Origin of the sequence: Streptomyces sp. UH6, from assembly GCF_013421635.1 — a bacterium.
GTDB classification, from domain to species: Bacteria; Actinomycetota; Actinomycetes; order Streptomycetales; family Streptomycetaceae; genus Streptomyces; species Streptomyces abyssomicinicus.
The window spans coordinates 1-22,268 of record NZ_JACADT010000022.1 but is presented as its reverse complement, the minus strand read 5'-3'; the positions used below and the strand labels follow the sequence as shown (position 1 = coordinate 22,268).

At 70.8% G+C, this 22,268-nt stretch carries 14 protein-coding genes; 9 read left to right on the top strand and 5 right to left on the bottom strand.

Going from position 1 to position 22,268, the window contains the following annotated elements; translation table 11 throughout:
- The 4 genes from HW445_RS03620 to glgX all read right to left on the bottom strand — a co-directional run.
- On the bottom strand, positions 1-1,113 hold a 1,113-nt coding region (locus HW445_RS03620), incomplete at its 3' end, for an ABC transporter ATP-binding protein (RefSeq protein WP_180219576.1).
- Positions 1,110-3,017 (bottom strand): ABC transporter ATP-binding protein, encoded by a 1,908-nt coding sequence (locus HW445_RS03615; protein ID WP_180219575.1) that lies wholly within the window; start codon positions 3,015-3,017, stop codon positions 1,110-1,112. The genes HW445_RS03615 and HW445_RS03620, both read right to left, overlap by 4 nt.
- Complete coding sequence (locus tag HW445_RS03610) at positions 3,014-4,912, bottom strand: ABC transporter ATP-binding protein (RefSeq protein WP_180219574.1); 1,899 nt, start codon at positions 4,910-4,912, stop codon at positions 3,014-3,016. Before HW445_RS03610 ends, HW445_RS03615 begins: the two co-directional genes overlap by 4 nt.
- Positions 4,913-5,053: 141 nt before the next feature.
- Positions 5,054-7,309, bottom strand: a complete 2,256-nt coding sequence (gene glgX, locus HW445_RS03605; RefSeq protein ID WP_308798254.1) for a glycogen debranching protein GlgX — start codon at positions 7,307-7,309, stop codon at positions 5,054-5,056.
- Between the two features lie 290 nt (positions 7,310-7,599).
- Here glgX and HW445_RS03600 point away from each other — a divergent pair, with 290 nt between their 5' ends.
- From HW445_RS03600 to HW445_RS03565, 8 genes are all read left to right on the top strand, one after another.
- Positions 7,600-8,871, top strand: coding sequence for an Ig-like domain-containing protein (locus HW445_RS03600; protein WP_180219572.1), 1,272 nt, complete (start codon positions 7,600-7,602; stop codon positions 8,869-8,871).
- Between the two features lie 93 nt (positions 8,872-8,964).
- The gene (locus tag HW445_RS03595) at positions 8,965-9,732 is read left to right on the top strand and encodes an enoyl-CoA hydratase/isomerase family protein (RefSeq protein ID WP_151771156.1); all 768 of its coding nucleotides are present in this window, start codon (positions 8,965-8,967) and stop codon (positions 9,730-9,732) included.
- A gap of 589 nt (positions 9,733-10,321) precedes the next feature.
- Positions 10,322-11,563: a phospholipase D-like domain-containing protein gene (locus HW445_RS03590; protein ID WP_180219571.1), complete on the top strand. Its 1,242-nt coding sequence runs from the start codon at positions 10,322-10,324 to the stop codon at positions 11,561-11,563.
- Positions 11,564-11,596: 33 nt separating this feature from the next.
- Positions 11,597-12,016 (top strand): hypothetical protein, encoded by a 420-nt coding sequence (locus HW445_RS03585; RefSeq protein WP_180219570.1) that lies wholly within the window; start codon positions 11,597-11,599, stop codon positions 12,014-12,016.
- Positions 12,017-12,087: 71 nt separating this feature from the next.
- The gene (locus HW445_RS03580; RefSeq protein WP_180219569.1) at positions 12,088-18,429 is read left to right on the top strand and encodes an RHS repeat-associated core domain-containing protein; all 6,342 of its coding nucleotides are present in this window, start codon (positions 12,088-12,090) and stop codon (positions 18,427-18,429) included.
- 419 nt (positions 18,430-18,848) lie between these two features.
- Entirely contained in the window at positions 18,849-19,355 is a 507-nt protein-coding gene (locus tag HW445_RS03575; RefSeq protein ID WP_257230820.1) for an ATP-binding protein, read from the top strand.
- A gap of 182 nt (positions 19,356-19,537) precedes the next feature.
- Positions 19,538-20,470 (top strand): MerR family transcriptional regulator, encoded by a 933-nt coding sequence (locus tag HW445_RS03570; RefSeq protein WP_180219568.1) that lies wholly within the window; start codon positions 19,538-19,540, stop codon positions 20,468-20,470.
- 86 nt (positions 20,471-20,556) lie between these two features.
- Positions 20,557-20,769: an EF-hand domain-containing protein gene (locus tag HW445_RS03565; protein ID WP_151771153.1), complete on the top strand. Its 213-nt coding sequence runs from the start codon at positions 20,557-20,559 to the stop codon at positions 20,767-20,769.
- A gap of 120 nt (positions 20,770-20,889) precedes the next feature.
- Here HW445_RS03565 and HW445_RS03560 read toward each other — a convergent pair whose 3' ends face one another.
- Positions 20,890-21,450 (bottom strand): glycoside hydrolase family 25 protein, encoded by a 561-nt coding sequence (locus HW445_RS03560; RefSeq protein WP_180219567.1) that lies wholly within the window; start codon positions 21,448-21,450, stop codon positions 20,890-20,892.
- 214 nt (positions 21,451-21,664) lie between these two features.
- Between HW445_RS03560 and HW445_RS03555 the strand changes: the two genes are divergently transcribed.
- Complete coding sequence (locus tag HW445_RS03555) at positions 21,665-22,258, top strand: nucleosidase (RefSeq protein WP_180219566.1); 594 nt, start codon at positions 21,665-21,667, stop codon at positions 22,256-22,258.
- The last annotated feature ends 10 nt before the right edge of the window (positions 22,259-22,268 follow it).

Genomic DNA, 22,268 nt, shown 5'->3' with positions numbered 1-22,268 from the left:
GGTCAGCCGCCCCGGCGCGACCACCACACCGGACACCGGGTCGCACAGGTCCGCCGGGCCGTCCGGCCCCGCCAGGGCCTCACCGGGAGCGGGTCCCGTCTCCGGCACCAGCCGCAGCAGGCCCACCACCCGGCCGGAGGCCACCAGCGCGCGGCTCAGCAGGTACCAGGCCTCCACCAGGTAGGCCATCGGCGACACCAGCGCCGCCACGTACCCGTACACCGCGACCAGTTCGCCCACCGTGATGTGTCCGGACGCCGCCATCCGGGCCGCCAGCCAGGTGATCAGCGCCAGGAAGAGGACGGGCAGGCCGGTGCCGAGCGACTGGATCCACCCGGCCACCGCCCCCACCCGGTACCCCTGTTCGCGCACCAGCGCGGAGTCCCGCCGGAACGCCCGTGCCACCAGGTCCTTGCCGCCGAGACCGCCCAGCACCCGCAGGCCGCCCGCCAGGTCGCCGATCCGCGCGGTGAGCAGCTTCTGCCCGTCCCGGTAGTCGCTCTCCCTTGCCTGGAGCCGCTTCATCAGCGGCCGGGTCAGCATCGCGATCACCGGCATCCCGGTCAGCAGCACCAGGGCCAGCAGCGGGGAGACGTCCAGCAGCAGCACCGCGACCAGCACCGAGGCGACGACCGCCCCGACCCCCGGCCCGACCAGCGTCAGCGACTCGGAGATGGTCTGCACGTCGCCGACGCCGATGGTGACCACCTCGCCCGCCGCCGTGCGCCGTGACAGGCCCGCCCCCAGCCGGGCCGCCTGCTCCGAGACGACCTTCACGGTGCGGAGGTTGGCGTCCATCCGGAGCTGGCTCATGGTGCGGTGCCGGCCGAGCCCCAGCAGCGCGCCCAGCAGCCCGAACGCGAGCAGCGCCGACGTCCAGCCCAGCAGCGCACCCGCGTCACGGGGGCCGAGCCCGTCGTCGATGGCGTGCGAGAGGGTCCAGGGGGTGAGCGCGAAGGTGCCCATCCACAGGCTCGCGTACAGCGAGCCGAGGACCGCCCGCCCCTTCTGGCGGGAGAGCAGCCACCACAGGTACCGGCCCGCGCCGCGGGAGTCGGGGACGCCGGGGTCCTCGTAGGCGTCGACGGGCCGGCCGGTGAACCCGGGCCTCATGCCAGGCTGTCCCGCCAGGCGCGGTGCAGGTCGGCGAAGCGGCCCCGGCCGCCGACGAGTCCGGCCGGCGAGCCGTCCTCGACGATCCGGCCCTTCTCCATCACCAGGACCCGGTCGGCGATCTCCACGGTGGAGAGCCGGTGCGCGACGACCACCGCCGTGCGGCCGCGCAGCACCGTCGACATGGCCCGCTGCACGGCCCGTTCACCGGGGACGTCCAGCGAACTGGTCGCCTCGTCGAGGATCAGCACGGCCGGGTCGGCCAGCAACGCGCGCGCGAACGCGACGAGCTGGCGCTGACCGGCGGAGATCCGGCCGCCGCGCTTGCGGACGTCGGTGTCGTAGCCGTCGGGCAGCGCGGCGATGAACTCGTGCGCCCCGATGGCCCGGGCGGCCTCCTCCACCTCCTCGCGGGTGGCCTCCGGCCGGCCGATGGCGATGTTCTCGGCGACCGTGCCGGAGAAGAGGAACGCCTCCTGGGTCACCATGACCACCCCGCGCCGCAGGTCCGCGTTGGCCAGCTCCCGCAGGTCGACGCCGTCCAGCAGGACCCGCCCGCCGGAGGGGTCGTAGAAGCGCGCCAGCAGCTTGGCCAGGGTGGACTTCCCGGCGCCGGTGGAACCGACGACGGCGACGGTCTGCCCGGCCGGGATCGTCAGGTCGAAGCGGGGCAGCACCTCCCCGCCGGTGCGGTAGGCGAACCGGACGGAGTCGAAGACCACCTCACGGCCCGGACGCCCGTCCCGCGTCGCGGGCAGCTCGCGCGGGACCTCCGGCTCGGGGACCGCGGGCACCTGCGCCAGCAGGCCGGCGATCTTCTCGAGCGAGGCGGCCGCCGACTGGTAGGCGTTGAGGAACATGCCGAGCCGGTCGATCGGGTCGTACAGGCGGCGCAGGTAGAGCACCGAGGCGGCCAGCACGCCCAGCGCCAGGGTGGAGCCGGCCACCCGGTAGGCGCCCCACAGCACGATGCCGGCGACGGTGACGTTGGCGACCAGCCGGGACCCCACCACGTAGCGGGCCATCTCCAGCAGCGCGTCGCCGTTGGTCCGCTCGTGGCGCTTGTTCAGCGGGGCGAACTCGGCGTCGTTGGCCGCCTCCCGGCGGAAGGCGCGGACCGGGCGGATGCCGTTCATGGTCTCGGTGAACTTCACGATCACCGCCGCGATCGCGGTGGACCGCTCCCGGTAGATGCGTCCGGCCCGCTGCTGGTAGCTGCGGATGAGCAGGGCCAGCGGAAGGAAGGAGGCCACCGCCACCGCGCCGAGGCCCAGGTCCAGCCAGAGCAGCAGGGCCGAGATGTAGACGAAGGAGACGACCACCGAGATCAGCTCCTGCAGCCCCTCGCTGAGGAGTTCGCGCAGCGACTCCACGTCGGTGGTGGCACGGGAGATCAGCCGTCCCGAGGTGTACCGCTCGTGGAAGTCGACGCTGAGCGCCTGCGCGTGCCGGAAGATCCGGCCCCGCAGGTCCAGCAGGGCGTCCTGGTTGACCCGCGCCGAACAGGTGATGAAGGCGTACTCCAGGACGCCGCCGGAGGCCGCGGCGAGCAGGTAGGCCACCGCGACCAGCAGCAGCGGCCCGTGGTCGCTCACCCGGAAGGCGGGCACCGCGCTGTCGATGGCGTACGCCACCAGCAGCGGCCCGGCCTGCGTCGCCGCCTGCTGGAGCAGCAGCAGGACGGCGGCGAGCACCACCCGGCCGCGCAGCGGCGCGAGCAGCGACTTCAGCAGGGCGGCGGTCGCGCCGGGCGGGGTGGGCAGGACGTCCCGGTCGAAGGCGTCGCTCGGGTCCTCGCCCGCGACGGAGGCGTCCACGCCGGGCGGCCCCTCGTGCCGCCCGCGCTTGTCGTTCTGCCCGCGCTTCTCGTTCTGCCGGCGCGACTGCGCGGCGGGAGCCGTCATCGGCGGGCCTCCTCGGGCTCCAGGGCGGCGCCCGACATCAGCCAGGCGTACTCGGCGTTGGTCCGCAGCAGTTCGTGGTGGTCGCCGACGGCGGCGATCCGTCCGCCGGACAGCAGCGCCACCCGGTCGGCGAGCAGCACGGTGGACGGGCGGTGGGCGACGATCAGGGCGGTGGTGTCCGCCAGCACCTCGCGCAGAGCGGCCTCGACGGCGGCCTCGGTGTGCACGTCGAGCGCGGACAGCGGGTCGTCCAGCACCAGGAAGCCGGGGCGCCCCACCACCGCGCGGGCCAGCGCGAGTCTCTGCCGCTGACCGCCGGAGAGGCTCAGTCCCTGTTCGCCGACCTGGGTGTCGGCGCCCTGCGGAAGGGCGTGCACGAAGCCGGCCTGGGCGACCCCGAGGGCGCGTTCGAGGGCCTCGGCGTCGTCGGCGCCGTCGTCGCGGCCCGCCGCGCCCATCAGCACGTTCTCCCCGACGGTGGCGGAGAACAGGGTGGGGTCCTCGAAGGCGACGGCCACCCGGGAGCGCAGTTCCTCCCGGGGCATGGCGGTGATGTCGACGCCGTCCAGGGTGATCCGGCCCCCGGTGAGCTCGTGGAGCCGGGGCACCAGGGCGGTCAGGGTGGTCTTGCCGGACCCGGTGACGCCCACCAGGGCCAGCGACTCGCCGGGCCGCACGTGGAGGTCCACGCCGTCCAGCACCGGTGGGGAGTCCTCGGGGGCGTCGGGGTAGCGGAACCGGACGCCCTCCAGGCGCAGCCCGCCCTCCCCCGCGGGGGGCGCGGTGGCCGTGAAGGGGCTCGGGCAGACGGTCGGTACGCCGACGGGCAGGTCGGCCGGGACGGTGGCCGGCACGCCGGAGGGCACGGCGGCCGGGACGGGCGCGCCGGACTCCGGCTCGGTGTCCATCACCTCGAAGTAGCGGGCGGTGGCGGTGGCGGCCTCCTGGCTCATCGCGAGCAGGAACCCGATGGAGACGATCGGCCAGTGCAGCGCGAGGGCCGTGGAGAGGAAGGCCACCAGGGTGCCCGCGGAGAGCGTGCCGTCGGCGACCCGCACGCTGCCCAGGACCAGGCAGGCGCCGATCGCCAGCTCGGGCAGGGTGACGATGACGGTCATGATCGCGCCGAGCAGCCGCGCCTTGCGCAGCTCGGTGCCGCGCAGGCGGTGCGTCAGCTCCCGGAAGGCGCGGGCCTGGCTGCGGTGACGGCCGAAACCCTTGATCACCCGGATGCCCAGCACGCTCTCCTCGACCAGCGTGGTCACGTCGCCCACCTGGTCCTGGGCGGCGCGGGACGCCTCGGAGAAGCGCTTCTCGAAGGCCGTGCAGACGAGGATGACCGGGAGCACCGGGATGAGGACCAGCAGGCCCAGCGTCAGGTCCATGACCAGCATCACGACCACGCCGGCCAGGATGGTCACCCCGTTGACCAGCAGGAAGGTCAGGGGGAAGGCGAGGAACTGGCGGACCATCATCAGGTCCGTGGTCGCCCGGGAGAGCAGCTGGCCGGAGGCCCAGCGGTCGTGGAAGGCGATCGGCAGCCGCTGGAGCCGCCGGTAGAGCGCCTCGCGCATGCCGGCCTCCACACCGGACAGCGGCCGGGCCACCAGCCACCGCCGCAGGCCGAACAGCACCGCCTCGGCGAGGCCCAGCAGCAGCACCCACAGCGCGCCCAGCCAGACCCCCGCGGTGTCGCCGTCGGCGATCGGGCCGTCCACCATCCACTTCAGGACGACCGGTATGACCAGGCTGGTCAGCGAGGCGACGACCGCGATGACCGCGGCGGCGAACCACCGTGCCCGGACCGGCCGGAGGTACGGCCACAGACGGAGCAGGGTGCGGACCGCGGGGGTGCGCCCGGGGGCGGCTTCTTCGGGGTTCAGGTCACTGGGCATCAGGAGCGAGCCTAAGGTTCGATACTGACAATCCCCAGTGATTTTCGGGGCGCCCCGGAAGCCCCCGCGGGCGCACCGGGAGCGGGACGGGGAGCACCGGGTGAGCCCCGTGACCCCTGGTGCCCGCTCTCCCGCCCCAGGTCAGCGCACCCGCAGCAGCAGCACCGTGCGTGGCGGCACGACGACCGTGTCGCCCGCCCGGTGGGTCTCGCCGGGCGCCCGGCGCTGCTCCTCCAGCCCGGTGTCCACCACCACCTCGTACCGCTCGGCCCAGGGCCGGTCCGGCAGGGTGAACGTCACCGGCCGGTGACCGGCGTGCAGGACGGCGAGGAAGCTGTCGTCGACGACCGGCTCGCCCCGCTCGTCGCGCCCGGGGATGTCCCGGCCCGACAGGTACATCCCGAGCGTGGCGGTGGGCGCGTACCAGTCGGACTCGGTCATCTCGCCGCCGTCCGCGGTGAACCAGGCCAGGTCCCGCAGGCCGTCCGCCCCCTGCGGGCGGCCGGAGAAGAAGGCGCGCCGCCGCAGCACCGGGTGGCGGTGGCGCAGCGCGATCAGCCGCGAGGTGAGCTCGAGGAGCTCCCGCCAGCCGGGGTCCTCCAGCAGCGACCAGTCCACCCAGCCCGTCTCGTTGTCCTGGCAGTAGGCGTTGTTGTTGCCGCCCTGGGTGCGGCCCATCTCGTCGCCCGCCACCAGCATCGGCACCCCGGTGGAGAGCAGGAGGGTGGTCAGCAGGTTCCGCAGCTGCCGCCGGCGCAGCGCGTTGACCTCCTTGTCGGCGGTCTCGCCCTCGACGCCGCAGTTCCAGGACCGGTTGTCGCTCGTCCCGTCGCGGTTGCCCTCGCCGTTGGCCTCGTTGTGCTTGTGGTGGTACGAGACCAGGTCGCGCAGGGTGAAGCCGTCGTGCGCGGTGACGAAGTTGACCGAGGCGTAGGGCCGCCGTCCGCCCCAGGCGTAGAGGTCGCTGGAGCCGGACAGCCGGTAGCCGAGGTCCCGGACGTCCGGCAGCGCGCCGCGCCAGTAGTCGCGGACGGCGTCCCGGTACCGGTCGTTCCACTCCGTCCACAGCGGCGGGAACGCCCCCACCTGGTAGCCGCCCGAGCCGACGTCCCACGGCTCGGCGATCAGTTTCACCCGGCGCAGCACCGGGTCCTGGGCGATCACCGCGAGGAACGGCGAGAGCATGTCGACGTCGTGCATGGAGCGGGCCAGCGCCGCCGCCAGGTCGAAGCGGAAGCCGTCGACGCCCATCTCGGTCACCCAGTAGCGCAGCGAGTCGGTGATCAGCCGCAGCACCTGCGGGCGCACCACGTGCAGGGTGTTGCCGCAGCCGGTGTAGTCGGCGTAGCGGCGGGCGTCGGACTGCAGGCGGTAGTAGGCGCGGTTGTCGACGCCCTTGAGGGAGAGCGTCGGGCCGAGTTCCCCGGCCTCGGCGGTGTGGTTGTAGACCACGTCGAGGATCACCTCGATGCCCGCCGCGTGCAGGGCGCGCACCATCCGCTTGAACTCGCCGACCTGCTCGCCGCCCGTGCCGGTGGCCGCGTAGCCGGCGTGCGGGGCGAAGTAGCCGATGGAGTTGTAGCCCCAGTGGTTGGTCAGTCCGCGGCGCAGCAGGTGGTCCTCGTGGGCGAACTGGTGCACCGGCAGCAGCTCCACGGCGGTGACCCCGAGGCGTGTCAGGTGCTCGATCGCCGCCGGGTGGGCGAGGCCCGCGTAGGTGCCGCGCAGCTCCTCGGGGACGCCGGGGTGGCGCATGGTGAAGCCGCGGACGTGCAGTTCGTAGATGACCGAGTCGGACCAGGGGGTCTTGGGCCGCCGGTCGTCCGCCCAGTCGTCGTCGTCGTGGACGACCACGCCCTTGGGGACGAACGGCGCGGAGTCGCGGTCGTCCCGGACGGTGTCCGCGACCTGCTGGTCCGGCCAGTCCCGGACGTGCCCGTAGACCTCCGGCGGCAGCGCGAACTCGCCGTCGACGGCCCGCGCGTACGGGTCGAGGAGCAGTTTGGCCGGGTTCCAGCGGGCTCCGGTCCACGGGTCCCACCGGCCGTGCACCCGGTAGCCGTAGCGCTGCCCGGGGCGCACCCCGGGCACGAACCCGTGCCAGATCTCGTGGGTCAGTTCGCCCAGCGGTACCCGCAGCTCGGTGCCGTCGGACTCGAAGAGGCACAGTTCCACCGCCTCCGCGCCGCCCGCCCACAGGGCGAAGTTGGTCCCGGCCACGCCGTCGGGTCCCACCCGGTACCGGGCGCCCAGCGGTGTGGACGAGCCCGGCCACACCGGCGGCACGGGCGTCGGGGCGTGCGCGGTCCCGTTCAGCACGGCGGCCGCCAGGGCGTCGTGGTCCACCTCGGCGGCGCGCTGGTCCGCCACTGCCTGCTGCTCGGCTGCGCTCGACACCGGTTGGCCTCCCGCGGCTCGTGGGGCGACAACGTACGAGGGGCGCATCGTCCCACCGCTGCCGCCCCGGAGCGTCGTCCTACCCCAGGTTTCTGCCCACCCCGGGGGTTCCGCTCACGTCCCCGGAGAGGGTGCCGACGGCAACGCTTCGGAAAATTTCGTCTCCTGACAGGTTTGGGGCTGAACTTGGGACGAAACGGTGACCTTTCGGCCGGGGGAGGTGCCCGATCCTGCCCTTACGATTCGTCATGGCGCGCGTGACGCGCCGGGAGGGGGTCTGACCAGGCCCGATGAGGGGAATAGGGGGAGCACACGTGAACGTGTGGTCTACAGCGGGAACGACGTCCGGCCGACGGTCCGGAGCGAGGCGCACGGGCGCCGCGGCCCTGATGGCGAGCCTGCTGATGGTCGCCGTCACCGCCTGCGGCGGCGGGGACACGACGGACGCCAAGGGGGAGGGCACCGGAGGCGGTGCCGCGACGGCGGCTCCGGCCGCCAAGCAGTCCGACGCGGTGCTGACGATCAGCCCGGAGGACGGCGCCAAGGACGTGAAGACCAGCGGCGCGCTGAAGGTCTTCGTGGAGAAGGGCAAGCTGACCAAGGTCGAGGTCAAGGACGACGAGGGCAACGCCGTCGCCGGCGACATATCCGCGGACGGAGCGGCCTGGATCCCGGCCACCCACCTGGCCGCCGGTGCCGAGTACACCGTGCACGCAGAGGCGAAGGACGCCGGCGACCGGGTCGCCGTCAAGGACACCGGCTTCACCACGCTGACGCCGGCCAACACCTTCATCGGCCACTACAGCCCCGAGGACGGCTCCACCGTCGGTGTCGGCATGCCGTTCTCGGTCCGCTTCACCCGTGGCATCACCGACCCCGGCGCGGTGGAGAAGGCCATCGAGATCAAGACCGACCCGCCGGTCGAGGTCGAGGGCCACTGGTTCGGCAACGACCGCCTGGACTTCCGCCCCGAGGAGTACTGGAAGGCCGGCACCAAGGTCACCGTCAAGCTCAACCTGGACGGCGTCGAGGGCCGCCCGGGCGTGTACGGCAGCCAGGCCAAGACCGTGAAGTTCGAGATCGGCCGCCGCCAGGTGTCCACCGTCGACGCCAAGAAGCTCACCATGAAGGTCGAGCGGGACGGCGAGGTCGTCAAGACCATCCCGGTCACCACCGGCGCCCCCGGCTCCGCGACCTGGAACGGCAAGATGGTCATCAGCGAGCGGTACGAGGTCACCCGCATGAACGGCGACACCGTCGGCTACGAGGGCGAGTACGACATCGAGGATGTGCCCCACGCCATGCGCCTGACCGACTCCGGCACCTTCATCCACGGCAACTACTGGGGCGGCGACGCCTTCGGCAACTACAACGCCAGCCACGGCTGCGTCGGCCTGCGCGACACCCGCGGCGGCTGGGACAAGAAGGCCCCCGGCGCCTGGTTCTTCGACAACTCGCTGATCGGCGACGTCGTCGAGGTCAAGAACAGCGCGGACGCGGTCGTCGCGCCGGGCAACGGCCTCAACGGCTGGAACATGTCCTGGGAGGAATGGAAGAAGTAGGGATTCCCGCTCCTCCCGCGGACCCTCACGGCCGGCCCGGTGTGACACAGCGCACCGGGCCGGCCGCCGCGTTCGGCCCGTAACCTGCTGCGCATGACCGTTCATCTCGAAGTCGCCGAAGGCGTCGGCACGCTGCGCCTGGACCGCCCGCCCATGAACGCCCTGGACATCGCGACCCAGGACCGCATCAAGGAACTCGCCGAGGAGATCACCCGGCGCGACGACGTCCGCGCCGTGGTCGTGTACGGCGGGGAGAAGGTGTTCGCCGCCGGCGCGGACATCAAGGAGATGCGCGCCATGGACCACGCGGCCATGGTCGCCCGGGCCCGCGGCCTCCAGGACTCCTTCACCGCGGTCGCCCGCATCCCCAAGCCGGTGGTCGCCGCGATCACCGGCTACGCGCTGGGCGGTGGCTGCGAACTGGCGCTGTGCGCCGACTACCGCATCGCCGCCGACAACGCCAAGCTCGGCCAGCCCGAGATCCTGCTCGGCCTGATCCCGGGCGCCGGCGGCACCCAGCGCCTGTCCCGCCTGATCGGTCCGTCGCGGGCCAAGGACCTCATCTTCACCGGCCGCCACGTCCGCGCCGACGAGGCGCTGACCCTCGGGCTGGTGGACCGCGTCGTCCCGGCCGCCGACGTCTACACCGAGGCCCACGCCTGGGCCGCGAAGCTCGCCCAGGGGCCGGCCATCGCGCTGCGCGCGGCCAAGGAGTCGGTGGACGCGGGCCTGGAGACCGACCTGGACACCGGCCTCGCCATCGAGCGGAACTGGTTCGCCGGGCTGTTCGCCACCGAGGACCGGGAGCGGGGGATGAAGTCCTTCGTCGAGGAGGGGCCGGGCAAGGCCAAGTTCCTCTAGCCGCACGTGCACCGACGGCGCAGAGCGCCGTCACGACCGAGGGTCCTGCCGTCGAGGCGGGACCCTCCGTCATGTTCCCGACGTCCGATTCAGGGCGAAGGGTACGTGCTTCGTTCGTTGCGGCGACAAAAGCGCAGTGGGTCCGGTGTGCCGAGGAGAGATCGCTTCAGCGTAATTCCGCCGGTCCTGCCGCTCTCGCCCAAGCATCATGCGAAATGGCGGAGCGCGTCCAAGCCATTCTTCGTCCGCCGCTCGGACACGGGCGAACTCTTCCCATTTCTTGGTCGACCGAAGGTGAACGCCCGGTGTAGGTTTCGTGCTGCCGCGAGGCGACCGGGAGAGGGGTGGGCGGGGGCTCAGGAAACACAAGGGCGGGGATCGGGGACGTCGGACGCAGGGTGCGCGCAAAAGGCACGCCTGCCGGGTTTCCCCATGTCTTTTTTCGACTCGCATTACGTGGGTGCCGCACGGTACCCAGATTTGTCCTGCCCAAAACTCTGCCGGTGCACTTCATCGCAAGAACAGGGGTAACTCTTTGTCCATTTCAGCAGGTCTCGGTCGGGGCGCCGTCACCCTGGCCGTTCTCCCGTTGCTGCTTTCAGCCGCTCCGGGCGTACCGGACGCGCAGTCCCGGCAGACGGCAGCGGCGAGCGCCGCCGCCGAGGTGTCCGGCCCGGTCTTCAACAACCCGCTGGGCACACAGGCCGAGCAGGAGGCCATCAGGGAGAAGATCCTCGGCTTCATCCACTCGGCACCGCAGGGATCCTCCATCAAGGTGGCGCTCTACCACTTCTGGGACGAGGGAGTGGCCCGAGCCCTGGCGGACGCCCATACGCAGCGAGGGGTGTCCGTCAAGCTGATGCTGGACGAGACGACGGTCTCGTCGAGGCCGGCGGACCCCAGCTACGGAATTCTCGCAGAGGCGCTCGGTACCGATCTCACCAAGGGGTCCTTCGTGGGTCTCTGCCCCGAGGGCAAGTCGTGCCTGGGGCGGCCGGAGTTCGGCAAGTCCATCAATCACCACAAATTCTGGCTCTTCTCCCAGGTGGACGGAGCGGCCGATGTGGTGGTGCAGACATCGACGAATCTTTCTTCGTCCAGCTACTCGAGATTCTGGAACGACGCCTTCGTCACCACCTACAACACGGGGCTTTTCCAAGCGTATTCCGGATACTTCGACAAGCTGGCGGGAAAGGACTGGGAGAACTGGAAGTACACCAGTTCCGCCTGGAGCCCTTACAAGGCGTACTTCTTTCCTTACTACCCCGGAACCGGGAACAGCACCGACACCGTCTGGAACACGCTGGACAACGTCACGTGCACCTACACGGCCGGCGACGGGTCCACCAAGGCCACCAAGGTGCGGGTGGCCATGTACAAGTTCACCCGGCAGGGCGTCGCCGACAAGCTCGTCGCGCTCAAGAAGGCCGGCTGCAGCGTGGAACTCGTCTACACCGAGACGGACAGCGCGGACAGCGCCGGTACCGCGGGCACCTGGGAGACGCTGCACTCGGTGGCCGGCTTCAACCCCGTGTGCTATTTCGACGACTTCGACCAGGACCCCTCCACGGTTCAGCGGATCGTCCACTCCAAGTACCTGCTGATCGACGGCAAGTACGACGGCGCGATCAACAAGGTCGTCTGGACCGGAAGCCACAACTATTCCGGGCCGGCTCTGCGGGAGAACGACGAGGCGCTCCTGAAGATCGACGACTCAGCCGTCCACGACGCGTACGCATCCCACTTCAACACGGTGAAGTCCCACGCGGTGCCCGGGGTCAACGACAACGTTGCCGGGTGCAAGGGCGTCGCCGTCCAGCCCGAACAGTAATCCCCGATCCAAGCCGAATTCAGGAGTATTCGTATGTCCGCTTCCACCTCGCTCAAGGCCGCCACCACGCTCGGTGGGGCTCTCCTGCTCGCCCTCGGCCTCTCGGTGCAGACGGCGAGTGCCGGCATTCCGACCGTGCGCTGGGACGCGACCGACACGGTCGCCGACGTGGTCGGCGCCCACGCGTGGGGTGCCACCGGCCCGGGACCGGTCGGCGACACCTACACCGTCACCGTGAACATCAAGGACACCAAGGCCGACAGCCACGGCGCCCGCGTGAACATCCGGGCCGCCTCCGCCGACGGCAGCGTCACCCTCGTCAGCGTCAGTGCCTCGGGGGAGGGCGTGACCGCGGCGGACAGCTTCACGCTGTGGGGGCCCGTCACCGTCCAGGAGTGCCTCACCGAACAGGGCGTGGACTACGTCTGCGGTGAGCCCTACCGGATCGTCTGAGCCGCCCCGTTCGAGCCAGTAAGGAATGTCATGCACTTGTCATTGATTGTCCCTTTGTGGGGGGTGACGTCGTGAGACCTGCACGTCGTGCCCTCGCCCTGCTCGCGGCGCAGGCCATGGCCGTCACGCTGCTGACCGGCGTGGGAGTCTCCGCCTCGGCGGCGGCCGCCGAAGCCTCCGTGAAGCAGCCCAGCGTCCCCGGCAGGGGGCCGGGCGCCGCTGTCGCACAGCCGGCCGAGCCCGGTGTCACCGATGTGGCCGAGCCGGTATGGCCGCAGGGAGGCCACGCCGTGGTCTCCGTACCTGCCGCCGACGGGAAGCGCCAGACCGTCAAGCCGGACGGCGCTTCCCGCTCGGCGGTGGCCGTCCGGTCGCCACAGCGGGCAGCCACCGCCGAACGGGCCGGTCAGCCCCGGAGCGACAGCCCTTCCCGGGTCAAGGTCGACGTCCTGACGCACAAGGAGATCCAGGGCTTCGGGGGCGTCGGCCTCGGCCTGCGGGTCGCCCGTGCCGATGACCGGACCACCGCTGGCCCGGTGGAGGTCGCCCTCGACTATTCGGGGTTCGCGCACGCCTACGGCGGTGACTTCGCCTCCCGGCTCCGGCTGGTCGAGGTTCCCTCCTGTGCGTTGACCACGCCTGAGAAGGCCGAATGCGGCCGCATCCGGACGGTGCCCGGCCAGCGCAACGACGAGGGCAGCTCTCAGGTCACCGCGGTGATCGACGCGGCTCCGCAGAAGACGGAGGGCGCCACGGCGCAGGCTTCGGGGGCGACGGTGTACGCACTGGCCTCCGGCTCGTCCTCGGACAAGGGCGACTACCGCGCCTCCCCGACCAATCCTTCCGGCAAGTGGGACACGTCGCTCGCCTCCGGCGCCTTCACCTACTCGGTGCCCATCGAGGTGCCCGCGCCGCCTGTCGGTGTCGCTCCCAAGCTCGCGCTCAACTACAACTCCCAGAGTGTGGACGGCCGCACCTCTGCCTCCAACAACCAGGCGTCCTGGGTCGGAATGGGATGGGACCTGGGCGTCGGGGCGATCGAGCGCAGCTACAAGAGCTGCGCCCAGGACGGGCACGGGCCGGACCAGGGTCAGGAGTGGGGTGACCTCTGCTGGGCGTCCCCCAATCCGTCAGAGGACCCCGACGGTGCCGTCTACACCATCTCCATCGACGGCATCAGTTCCGAGCTGGTCCAGGACGGGACCGGCACCGGGACCTACCACATCAAGAACGACCCGGCCTGGCGTGTCCAGAAGCTCAAGGGCGGCTACGGCGACGACGCCTCCAAGGAGTACTGGGTCCTGACCAAGCAGGACGGCACCCGGTACTACTTCGGCTGGGGACGCACCGAGCGCCTGAACAACGACCAGGTGTACGAGAAGACCAACTCCGTGCTCACCGTCCCGGTGATCGGCGACGACCCGGGCGAGCCGTGCTACAACGGCGGGCAGCCGACGTACTGCGACCAGGCGTGGCGCTGGAGCCTGGACCGGGTGGTGACGCCCAACGAGGTGGAGAACTCCTACTTCTACAACAAGGAGCGCAACCACTACCGCTCGATCGCCGGCGCGAACAAGGCGCGCGGCTACGACGCGGCGTCCTACCTGTCGCGGATCGACTACGGCTGGGCCTCGCAGATCGCGGGCGCCCAGCTGCCCGCGATGATCGATTTCCAGCACGCGAACCGGTGCGTGGAGCGCATGGCGGAGAAGGACCCGCTCAACAACACCGTTCCCGCGTGTCCCAGCATCGGGTCGAGCCCGGAGTCCTACCCGGACGTGCCGCTCGACCTGATCTGTGACGGCAGCACGGACGACAACGCCTGCGCCGGCAAGACGTACTACCCCACTTTCTTCCAGCGCGACCTGCTGTGGGACATCAACATCCACGTGCGGGACACCAACACCTCGGGCTGGGACCTGGTCAAGCAGTACCAGTTCAAGTACGCCCTGATGAACCCGGAGGGTTCCGTCGGCGAGCAGCTCTGGCTGGACTACATCCAGCGGCGTGGCTACTCCGGTGACGACATCGACCTGCCGACCATCAACTTCAACGGCGAGTGGCAGGACAACAGGGTCGGTACCGGCGAGCTGAACTTCCGCCGGGTCAACAAGATCTTCACCGACACCGGCGCCACCATCACCCCCACCTACGGGCACGCCACCGACGAGGCCGGCACCGTCCTGCGCCAGTGCCCGGAGAGCGGCGGCACGTCGGAGGCGAACAACACCTACGAGTGCTTCTCGAAGAAGTGGACGCCCGAGGGTGGCAGCGAGAAGAGCGGCTGGTTCAAGAAGTTCGTCACCACGCGGGTGCAGGTCGACCCGGGCAAGGCGAACGACGGCTCACCCTCGATGATCACCAACTACGAGTACGACGGCGCGCCGGGCTGGGCGTTCACCAACGACCCGCTGGTCAAGGACGCGGACGAGTCGTGGTCGGAGTGGCGCGGCTACGGCAAGGTCGCGGTGACTACCGGCGCCAACGAGAACAAGCACTCCACCTACCACTGGTTCTACCGCGGACTCAGCGGCGACCGGACGTCGAAGAGCGACCCGGGCGCCACCCGTACCGTCAAGGTGACCGACTCGGAGGGCACGGAGTGGACCGACCACGCCTGGCTGTCCGGCAAGACGCTCGAGACCTCCGACCGTGACCACAACGGCGACTCGCAGAAGCGTGAGTGGCACGAGTACTGGGCCCACAACACCGCCCAGTACACGGGCCTGCCCGACGCGCGCATCGTGCGTGAGAGCAAGGTGCGCACCCTGGAGAAGGTGGTGAACTCCGCCGACGGCACGGGCTGGCGAGAGCACATCGTCGAGCACGAGTACGACCCGAACGAGAAGGCGTCGACCGTCTTCGGCCTGCCCATGCGGACCGACGACTGGGGCGAGACCGCGGTGTCGGACAACCACTGCACCGAGTACGGCCGCGCCTACAACACGGACGACATGGCCGACGACGCCACCGGCACCAAGCGGTGGATGGTCTACCCGGACGACGAGCGGCATTACAGCGTCTCCTGCACCTCCGTCGCCGCGGATGAGGCGGCGGGGACTCCGGCCGCGCACATGGACAAGCGGACGGTCACCTTCTACGACGGTGCGACCACCTTCGACGAGAACAACACGAAGCTGGTCGACGGAAACCCCACCGAGGTGCGCACCTACACCGCGGAGACCGCCTGGCGGACCGGGAAGAAGCAGTTCGACGCCGCGGGGCGTCCCGTCAAGGAGTGGGACGGCACCAACGACCTGACGACGACCACCTACACGCCGGCGACCTCCTGGCCCACCGGCGGCGTCAAGGTCACCACCCCGGACCCGGACGGCACCGGCCCGAAGGCTCCGATGTCGAGCACCACGTACAACTCGCGCTTCTGGGGCAAGCCGTGGAAGACGGTGGACGCGAACGGCAACACGGTGCAGATGGTGTACGACGCCGTCGGGCGCCTGAGCAAGGTCTTCCGGGAGACCGAGGCGGCGAACTACCCGGACGGTACGGCCAGCTTCGTCTACACGTACGCGGTCCCGGTGATGGACTCCACCACGGGCGTGCCGCGTGTCGCCACCGGTGACCCGGTGTCGGTCCGCACGCGGACCCTGCAGTCCGGGACCAGCTACGTCGACAGCTACACCTACGCCGACGGTCTCGGCCGCGAGCGGGAGACCCAGGTGAAGGCGGCCACGGGAACGGGGCGGACGGTCACGGTCACCCGGTACGACTCGTCCGGCAACGTCGCCGGCACCTCCGCGCCGTTCTACAACAGCGGTGCCGCCGGCTCCGGGCTGGTGAACCCGCTGGTGGCGAACCTTCCGTCGTACACCGACACCAAGGCCGACTGGGCGGGACGCACCATCCTCTCCCAGATCCAGGTGAAGGGTGTGGTGCAGACAGCCAACAGGACGGTCACCCAGTACCAGGGCGCCGACGAGGAAACCGTCTTCCCGGCGGTCGGCAGCCCGACCAAGACCGTGGTCGACGTCTACGGCAACAAGACCAAGGTCGTCGAGAACCTCGGAGCGGACCAGTACGCCACCACCTACGAGTACACCCGCAAGGGTCTGCTCAAGTACACGCACGACTCACTCGGCAACACCAGCCACTACACCTACAACTGGGCGGGCGACATCCTGTCCGCCCAGCAGCCCGACTCGGGACTGACCACCACGACCTACAACGCTGACGGGCTGGTGGACACGACGACGAACAACGGTGTGACCCTCAGCCACGCCTACGACGCGTTGCAGAGGCCGACCACCGTCAAGCAGGGCACCACCCTGATCACGGAGAAGACCTACGACGCCTCCGGGACCTCCAACGGACTCGGCAGAATCGCCACCACGGTCAGCCATGCCAACGGCAAGGCGTACACGGCCAAGGTCGACGCCTACGACAGCCGAGGCCGTGAGACCCAGAAGACCCTGGTGGTCCCGGCGGACGGATCCGGTCTCGAGGGCGAGTACACCACCAAGGTCGGCTACGACCTGGCCGACCACGTCACGAAGACCGAGTACCCGGCGGTCGGCGGCCTGCCCGCGGAGACCCTGACCTCGGAATGGACCGACGGGCACCTGTCGAAGGTGAGCAGCCCGCTGGCCACCTACGTGGCGGACATCGATCACGACGGCAACGGACGGGTCACCACCCGGTCCTTCGGCACGGTGGGCGACGGCACCAGTGTTTCCCGGGCCTTCGACTACGACGACACCAACGGCACGGGCTGGCTGAAGAACATCACGACCAGCACGACCACCGGTGGGACGACCACGAAGGTGCAGGACGACACCTACACCCGCAACGACCTCGGCATCACGACCGCGCTGCGGGAGAACCAGGCCGGTCAGCAGCAGTGCTTCGATTTCGACGACCTGCAGCGGCTCACCGACGCCTGGACCACGGCGACCACGAGCTGTGCGAGCGGTGTGTCGGACTTCGCCGGCGCCGAGCCGTACGAGACGCACTGGACGTACGACCGGATCGGCAACATCCAGTCCGTCACCGGGAAGACCTCCGCGTCGGCGTCGGCCGTGACCCAGGACTACAAGTACCCCGGGTACAGCGCGGACGAGTCCACCTACACCCCGGACCAGCCCCGTCCCCACGGCGTGACGTCCGTCGCCCGCACGACGGGTGGCAGTGACGCCTACAGCTACAACGCGGCGGGACAGATGACCGGTCGCACGGTGGCGGGGGTCGCTTCCGTCATCGAGTGGAACGGGCAGAACCGGATCTCCCGGATCACCCAGAAGAAGCCGACCGGTGACGAGGTGTCCCACTACGTCTACGACGCCGCCGGGGAGCCGCTCCTTCGCGACACCCCCAAGGAGAAGGTCGTCTACCTGGCAGGACACGAACTGCGCAAGCGGGGCACGGACGCCCCCAAGGCCACGCGCTACTACTCCGCGGGTGGTGTCGGCGTCGCCATGCGCGAAGCCAACGGCACGGCGAACGGCAAGCTGACCTGGCTCCTGTCCGACAACCAGGCGTCCACACAGCTGTCGATCGACGCGGGCAACGGCACGGTCGTCCGCCGTCGGTACACCCCGTTCGGCCAGCAGCGCGGTACGACGGGAAGCCTGTCCGCCGGCAGCGACCGGGGCTTCCTCGGGAAGGCCGAGGACGACTCGACCGGCCTGTCCCTGCTCGGCGCCCGCATGTACGACCCGGTCCTCGGACGCTTCCTGAGCACCGACCCGATCACGGCGCACTACGAGCCGCAGAACGTCAGCGCCTACGGCTACAGCGCCAACAACCCCATCGCCTTCACGGACGCGTCCGGCCTCGGAATTCCGGAGTGTCACAGGGGCATCATCACGGGGTGCACCAACGGCGTTCCCGACGAGGACTCCGTGTACCACCCCGAGCGCGAGCCGAAGCCGTGGACGGTGCCGTCGCCGGCACCGAAGCCGGAGGAGAAGAAGGGCCCCGGCCCGGTGGAGAACTTCGTGGGTGAACTCTTCTCGGGCCTCCTGACGGTCGCCAGTCCGACGGCCTCGGTGCTCTCCGACCTGACGGGTTACGACAAGGTGCGGGGATGGTGCAACGGTGGGGGCTACTCCGCCGCGATAGGTCCGAACTGGCAGGGGTGCCTGCTGGTCACCAAGACCTCCGAGGGGTACGAACTCGCCGTGTCCGGTACGGCAGGCATCAGCATAGGTATGCCGGGACCAAGCGCCCCGCGTGACTTCCTCTTCAGCAACGCGGACAATTTCGACCAGCTGCGTGGTAAGGCAACCGGAGGGGACATCACCGTCGGCGCCCCCCTCGGCGGCCATCTGGGCTGGAGCACGGGCGGTGGCCGGAACGCGGACGGGGACCTCGTGAGCCAATTCCTCCTTGGGCTCAACTTCGGGACCGGGTTCGACTTCGGGGGCGGGCCGAGCTGGACGGGGATCACCGAATGGTGATGCGCCGGCGCAGTCACTCTCCCTACGGACGATGTCCCACGGGCGGTCGGGTGATCGACTCCCGCTGACCGCGGCCGAGCCGTTGTCCTGAGCGTGGCAGGAGCAGCGGATCGTGGCAGGAGCAGCGGATGTGGTGTGCTGGGAAGCCAGGAACACCGCATCCGCTGTTCGCCCGGCTCGCGACAGGGCATGGCAGGGCCGCAATGGTGTCGTGCACGTCCGAACAAGCTGTGCGGACGTCGATTGCCCGAAGCCAGGGGATATCCCCTGGCTTCGAGGTTTCAGGGAACGGCCGTACCTGGCGTTCTTGCATACCCTTCCGGCATATGTCACCCGGACGGGCGGAATCGATCGCTCCGGTGTGCGGATTCCTGCGGAACCGCCCCCGGAGCGCCCGTCCGGCGGTCATGATGGGGGGCATGGCGGGGCTCGAGGGCATCGAACAGTCACGGGGACCTGGCGGCGTCCCCCTCGTGCGATGGTCGCCCGCGGTGGAGGACGAACGGGCGCTCACCGCTGTCGCCGCCTACGGGAACCCGGCGGAGGCGGAGGTCGTCCTGCCGTCCTGCCCGGAGACCCGGGGCACCGCGCGGCGCCTGGTGCAGGTCGTCATCCTGCGTCACTGGGCGCTGGGCCCCAAGCTCGCCGAGGAGTGCACGCTGCTCGTCTCGGAACTCGAGGGCAACGCCGTCCGGCACACCGGTGCCGCCCACTACGGGCTGCGGATGCGCCGTCGGCGCGGCTGGATCCGCGTCGAGCTCCGCGACCCCTCCCGCGGGCTGCCCTGCCTGCTGCCCGTCCAGCCGACGGACGAGAGCGGACGGGGCCTGTACCTGATCGACCGCATGGCGGACCGGTGGGGCGTCGACCTGCTGCCCCGCGGCAAGCGGACCTGGTTCGAGATGCGGGTCGCCGACCGGGTCTAGCGTTCCCCGTCCCTGGGTGCCCCCCGTGATCGCTGGGTGCCCGCGTGCCCCGCGCCCGGGTGCTCCGCGCCGTCGTGCCCGCGCCCGGGTGCTCCCCGTGCCCGGGTGCCCGCGTGCCCCGTGCCCGGCGGTGGCGCGCGCCGCTTGAGTCTCCACCCGCTGGAGACAGCAGACTCGCTGCCATGACCGACGACAGCACCCCTCCCGGGGCGGATCCGCCGCTGACCATCGGGGACCTGGCCCGCGCGACCGGTCTGACGGTGCGCACCATCCGCTACTGGTCCGACGAGGGACTTCTGCCCCCGGTGGGCCGATCCAGCGGCGGCTACCGCCTCTACGACGCCGCCTCGGCGGCGCGCCTGGAGCTGATCCACACCCTGCGCGAACTGGACCTCGGCCTGGACGACGTGCGGCGGGTGGTCGCCGGGGAGACCACGGTGGCGGAGGTGGCCGCCCGCCACGTCGCCGCCCTGGACGCGCAGATCCGTGCCCTACGGGTCACCCGCGCGGTGCTGTCGACCGTCGCCGACCGCGGTTCGACCGCAGAGGAGATGACCCTGATGAACAAGCTGGCCCGCCTGTCCGCCGCCGAACGAGCGCGGATCATCGAGGAGTTCGTGGAGGAGACCTTCCGTGGTCTGGACACCGCCGACCCGGTGATCCGTGAGCGGATGCGCGGCGCCGCCGCCGACCTGCCCGACGACCCCACCCCGGAACAGGTCGACGCCTGGGTCGAGCTGGCCGAACTGCTCCAGGACCCGGAGTTCCGCGCCCGGATGCGGGCCGCCGCCGAGTTCAACGCGGCGGACCGCGACGGCTCCACCCCGGCGGGAGCCTCGATGTGGTTCATGCGGCGCCTGGTGCAGCTCGCCTCCGAGGCCCGCGCGCGTGGAGTCTCGCCCGAATCGCCGGAGGCCGGTGACGTGCTGCGGGAGCTCCTCGGCGAGGACGCCGACCACGTCGCCGTGCTGGCCCGCATGGAGGCCAACGCCACCGACAAGCTGTCCCGTTACCGGGAGTTGCTGGCGGTGGTGAAGGGGCGGCGGCCGGACGCCGACCACCGGGAGGAGTTCGCCTGGGTGGTCGCCGCACTGCGCTCCCATGCGGCCGGATAATCTCTTCATCGTCAACCAGACGTAGAAGCAGATGTGGACGCGGGCGCGAGCAGGCGGCGCGTCCGGCACGAAGGGGAGGGTCCGGCATGGCGGACATTCAGGAAGCCCGCAAGGAGTTCGACCGGCTCGACGCCGACGGGGACGGCTTCGTCACCGCCGCCGAGTTCAAGAAGGCGCTCGCGCAGGCCGGCGACTGGAACGTCACCGACGCCGTCGCCGAGTCCATCATCGCCTCGCGTGACCTGGACGGCGACAAGCTGCTCTCCTTCGACGAGTTCTGGGCGTACCTCGCCAAGTGACGCCCTGACCGGGCGTGCCCCCGCCCCGCCCCGTGCCCTCGCCGGCACGGGACGGGGCGCGGCGGTACGAGGGCGCCGGAGTGCGCGGGGGCCGGGGGTCGCGGGTGCGCAGGGGTGGGGTCAGGCGCCGTCCGCCCACGTGCGCAGCGACTCCGCGCTGCGGAAGTCGGCGACGTTCTTGTCCACCGGGTCGTCGGTGTACTGGTGGATCACCCACTTCGCCTTGATCCTGGGTTTGCCCCGGCCGACCCCGTACTGGGCGATCCACAGTCCGTCGCCGTCGTACGAGCTCCGGTCGACGTTCAGCCAGAAGGTCCGGTTGCAGTACAGCAGCACCCGGTTGCGGGGCTTGAGCGTCTTCACCTTGCGGAGGAACCGGTCCTTCTCCGCGCTGCTCGCCCGCGTGCCCCGGCTGGTGGTCTCCCAGTCGCAGGCCAGCAGGTCACCCGCCCGCACCGGCGCCTGCTGCGCGAAGTACTCGGCCTGCTCGGTGATGTTGCCGGGCCACAGGAAGTGGTAGAAGCCGACCACCAGCCCCGCCTCCCGGGCGCGCTCGGCCTGCGCCTCCATCTTCGGGTTCACGTAGGACCGGCCCTCGGTCGCCTTGACGATGACGAAGGCGAGTCCGTCGGTGTCGTAGGTGGCGGACTGGTGCGAGCTGACGTCGATGCCGTGAAGCATGGGGGGTCTCCCTCAAGTTGCTCCGGAATGACTCGGGTTGGTTGAAGGGAGCATTCCCTTTGCGAACGGGAGCGACCCCCATCGAACGGCACCAAACGCCGTATAGGCCGGTTTCCGGACAATCCGGCGCCCCGGGCGCCCCGGGCGCCCCGGGCGTCTTGGGCGCCCCGGCCCCCGCGGGCCGCCGTCGCCGCGTGGAACGTACCGTTCCCCCATGGAACTGATCGGTGAGATGTCCCCCGGCCGCCCGCTGTTCGTCCTGGCGGTCAAGGAGGAGGCGGCGGAACTCCGGGGCTCGGCGCCCGTGCTGCTGACCGGCATGGGCAAGGTCAACGCGGCCGCGGCGCTGGCGGGTGTGCTGGGGCGAGGGGTGCTGCCGCGCGAGATCGTGAACCTCGGCACGGCCGGTGCGCTGCGGCCGGGGTGGACCGGGACGCACGTGATCACCCGGGTGATCCAGCACGACCTGGACTCGCGGCTGCTGGCGGGACTGACCGGCGAGGTCTACGGCGCGCCGATCACCCTGGGCGAGGGGGAGGGCGAGGGCGAGGGCCCCGTGCTCGCCACCGGGGACAGCTTCATCTCCGACGACGCCGCCCGTGACCGTCTCGCCGAGCAGGCCGCCCTCGTCGACATGGAGGGCTACGCCCTGGCCCACGTGGCACGGCAGGCCGGCGTCCCGATCCGGCTGGTCAAGCACGTGAGCGACGACGCGGGTGACGGGGCCGCGCGGACCTGGCGCGAGTCGGTCGCCGCCTGCGCGGTGGAGCTGGCCCGCTGGGCGGAGCGGAACGTGCCCTCGGAGTGAGCCCTGCGCG

Excerpts from the sequence above, each read along its gene's own strand:
- HW445_RS03595 (WP_151771156.1), top strand. The coding sequence starts at position 8,965 with ATGACCGTTCATCTCGAAGTCGCCGAAGGCGTCGGCACGCTGCGCCTG.
- HW445_RS03615 (WP_180219575.1), bottom strand. The coding sequence starts at position 3,017 with ATGACGGCTCCCGCCGCGCAGTCGCGCCGGCAGAACGAGAAGCGCGGG.
- HW445_RS03570 (WP_180219568.1), top strand. The coding sequence starts at position 19,538 with ATGACCGACGACAGCACCCCTCCCGGGGCGGATCCGCCGCTGACCATC.
- HW445_RS03600 (WP_180219572.1), top strand. The coding sequence starts at position 7,600 with ATGAGGGGAATAGGGGGAGCACACGTGAACGTGTGGTCTACAGCGGGA.
- HW445_RS03560 (WP_180219567.1), bottom strand. The coding sequence starts at position 21,450 with ATGCTTCACGGCATCGACGTCAGCTCGCACCAGTCCGCCACCTACGAC.
- HW445_RS03575 (WP_257230820.1), top strand. The coding sequence starts at position 18,849 with ATGGCGGGGCTCGAGGGCATCGAACAGTCACGGGGACCTGGCGGCGTC.
- HW445_RS03555 (WP_180219566.1), top strand. The coding sequence starts at position 21,665 with ATGGAACTGATCGGTGAGATGTCCCCCGGCCGCCCGCTGTTCGTCCTG.
- HW445_RS03565 (WP_151771153.1), top strand. The coding sequence starts at position 20,557 with ATGGCGGACATTCAGGAAGCCCGCAAGGAGTTCGACCGGCTCGACGCC.
- HW445_RS03585 (WP_180219570.1), top strand. The coding sequence starts at position 11,597 with ATGTCCGCTTCCACCTCGCTCAAGGCCGCCACCACGCTCGGTGGGGCT.
- HW445_RS03610 (WP_180219574.1), bottom strand. The coding sequence starts at position 4,912 with ATGCCCAGTGACCTGAACCCCGAAGAAGCCGCCCCCGGGCGCACCCCC.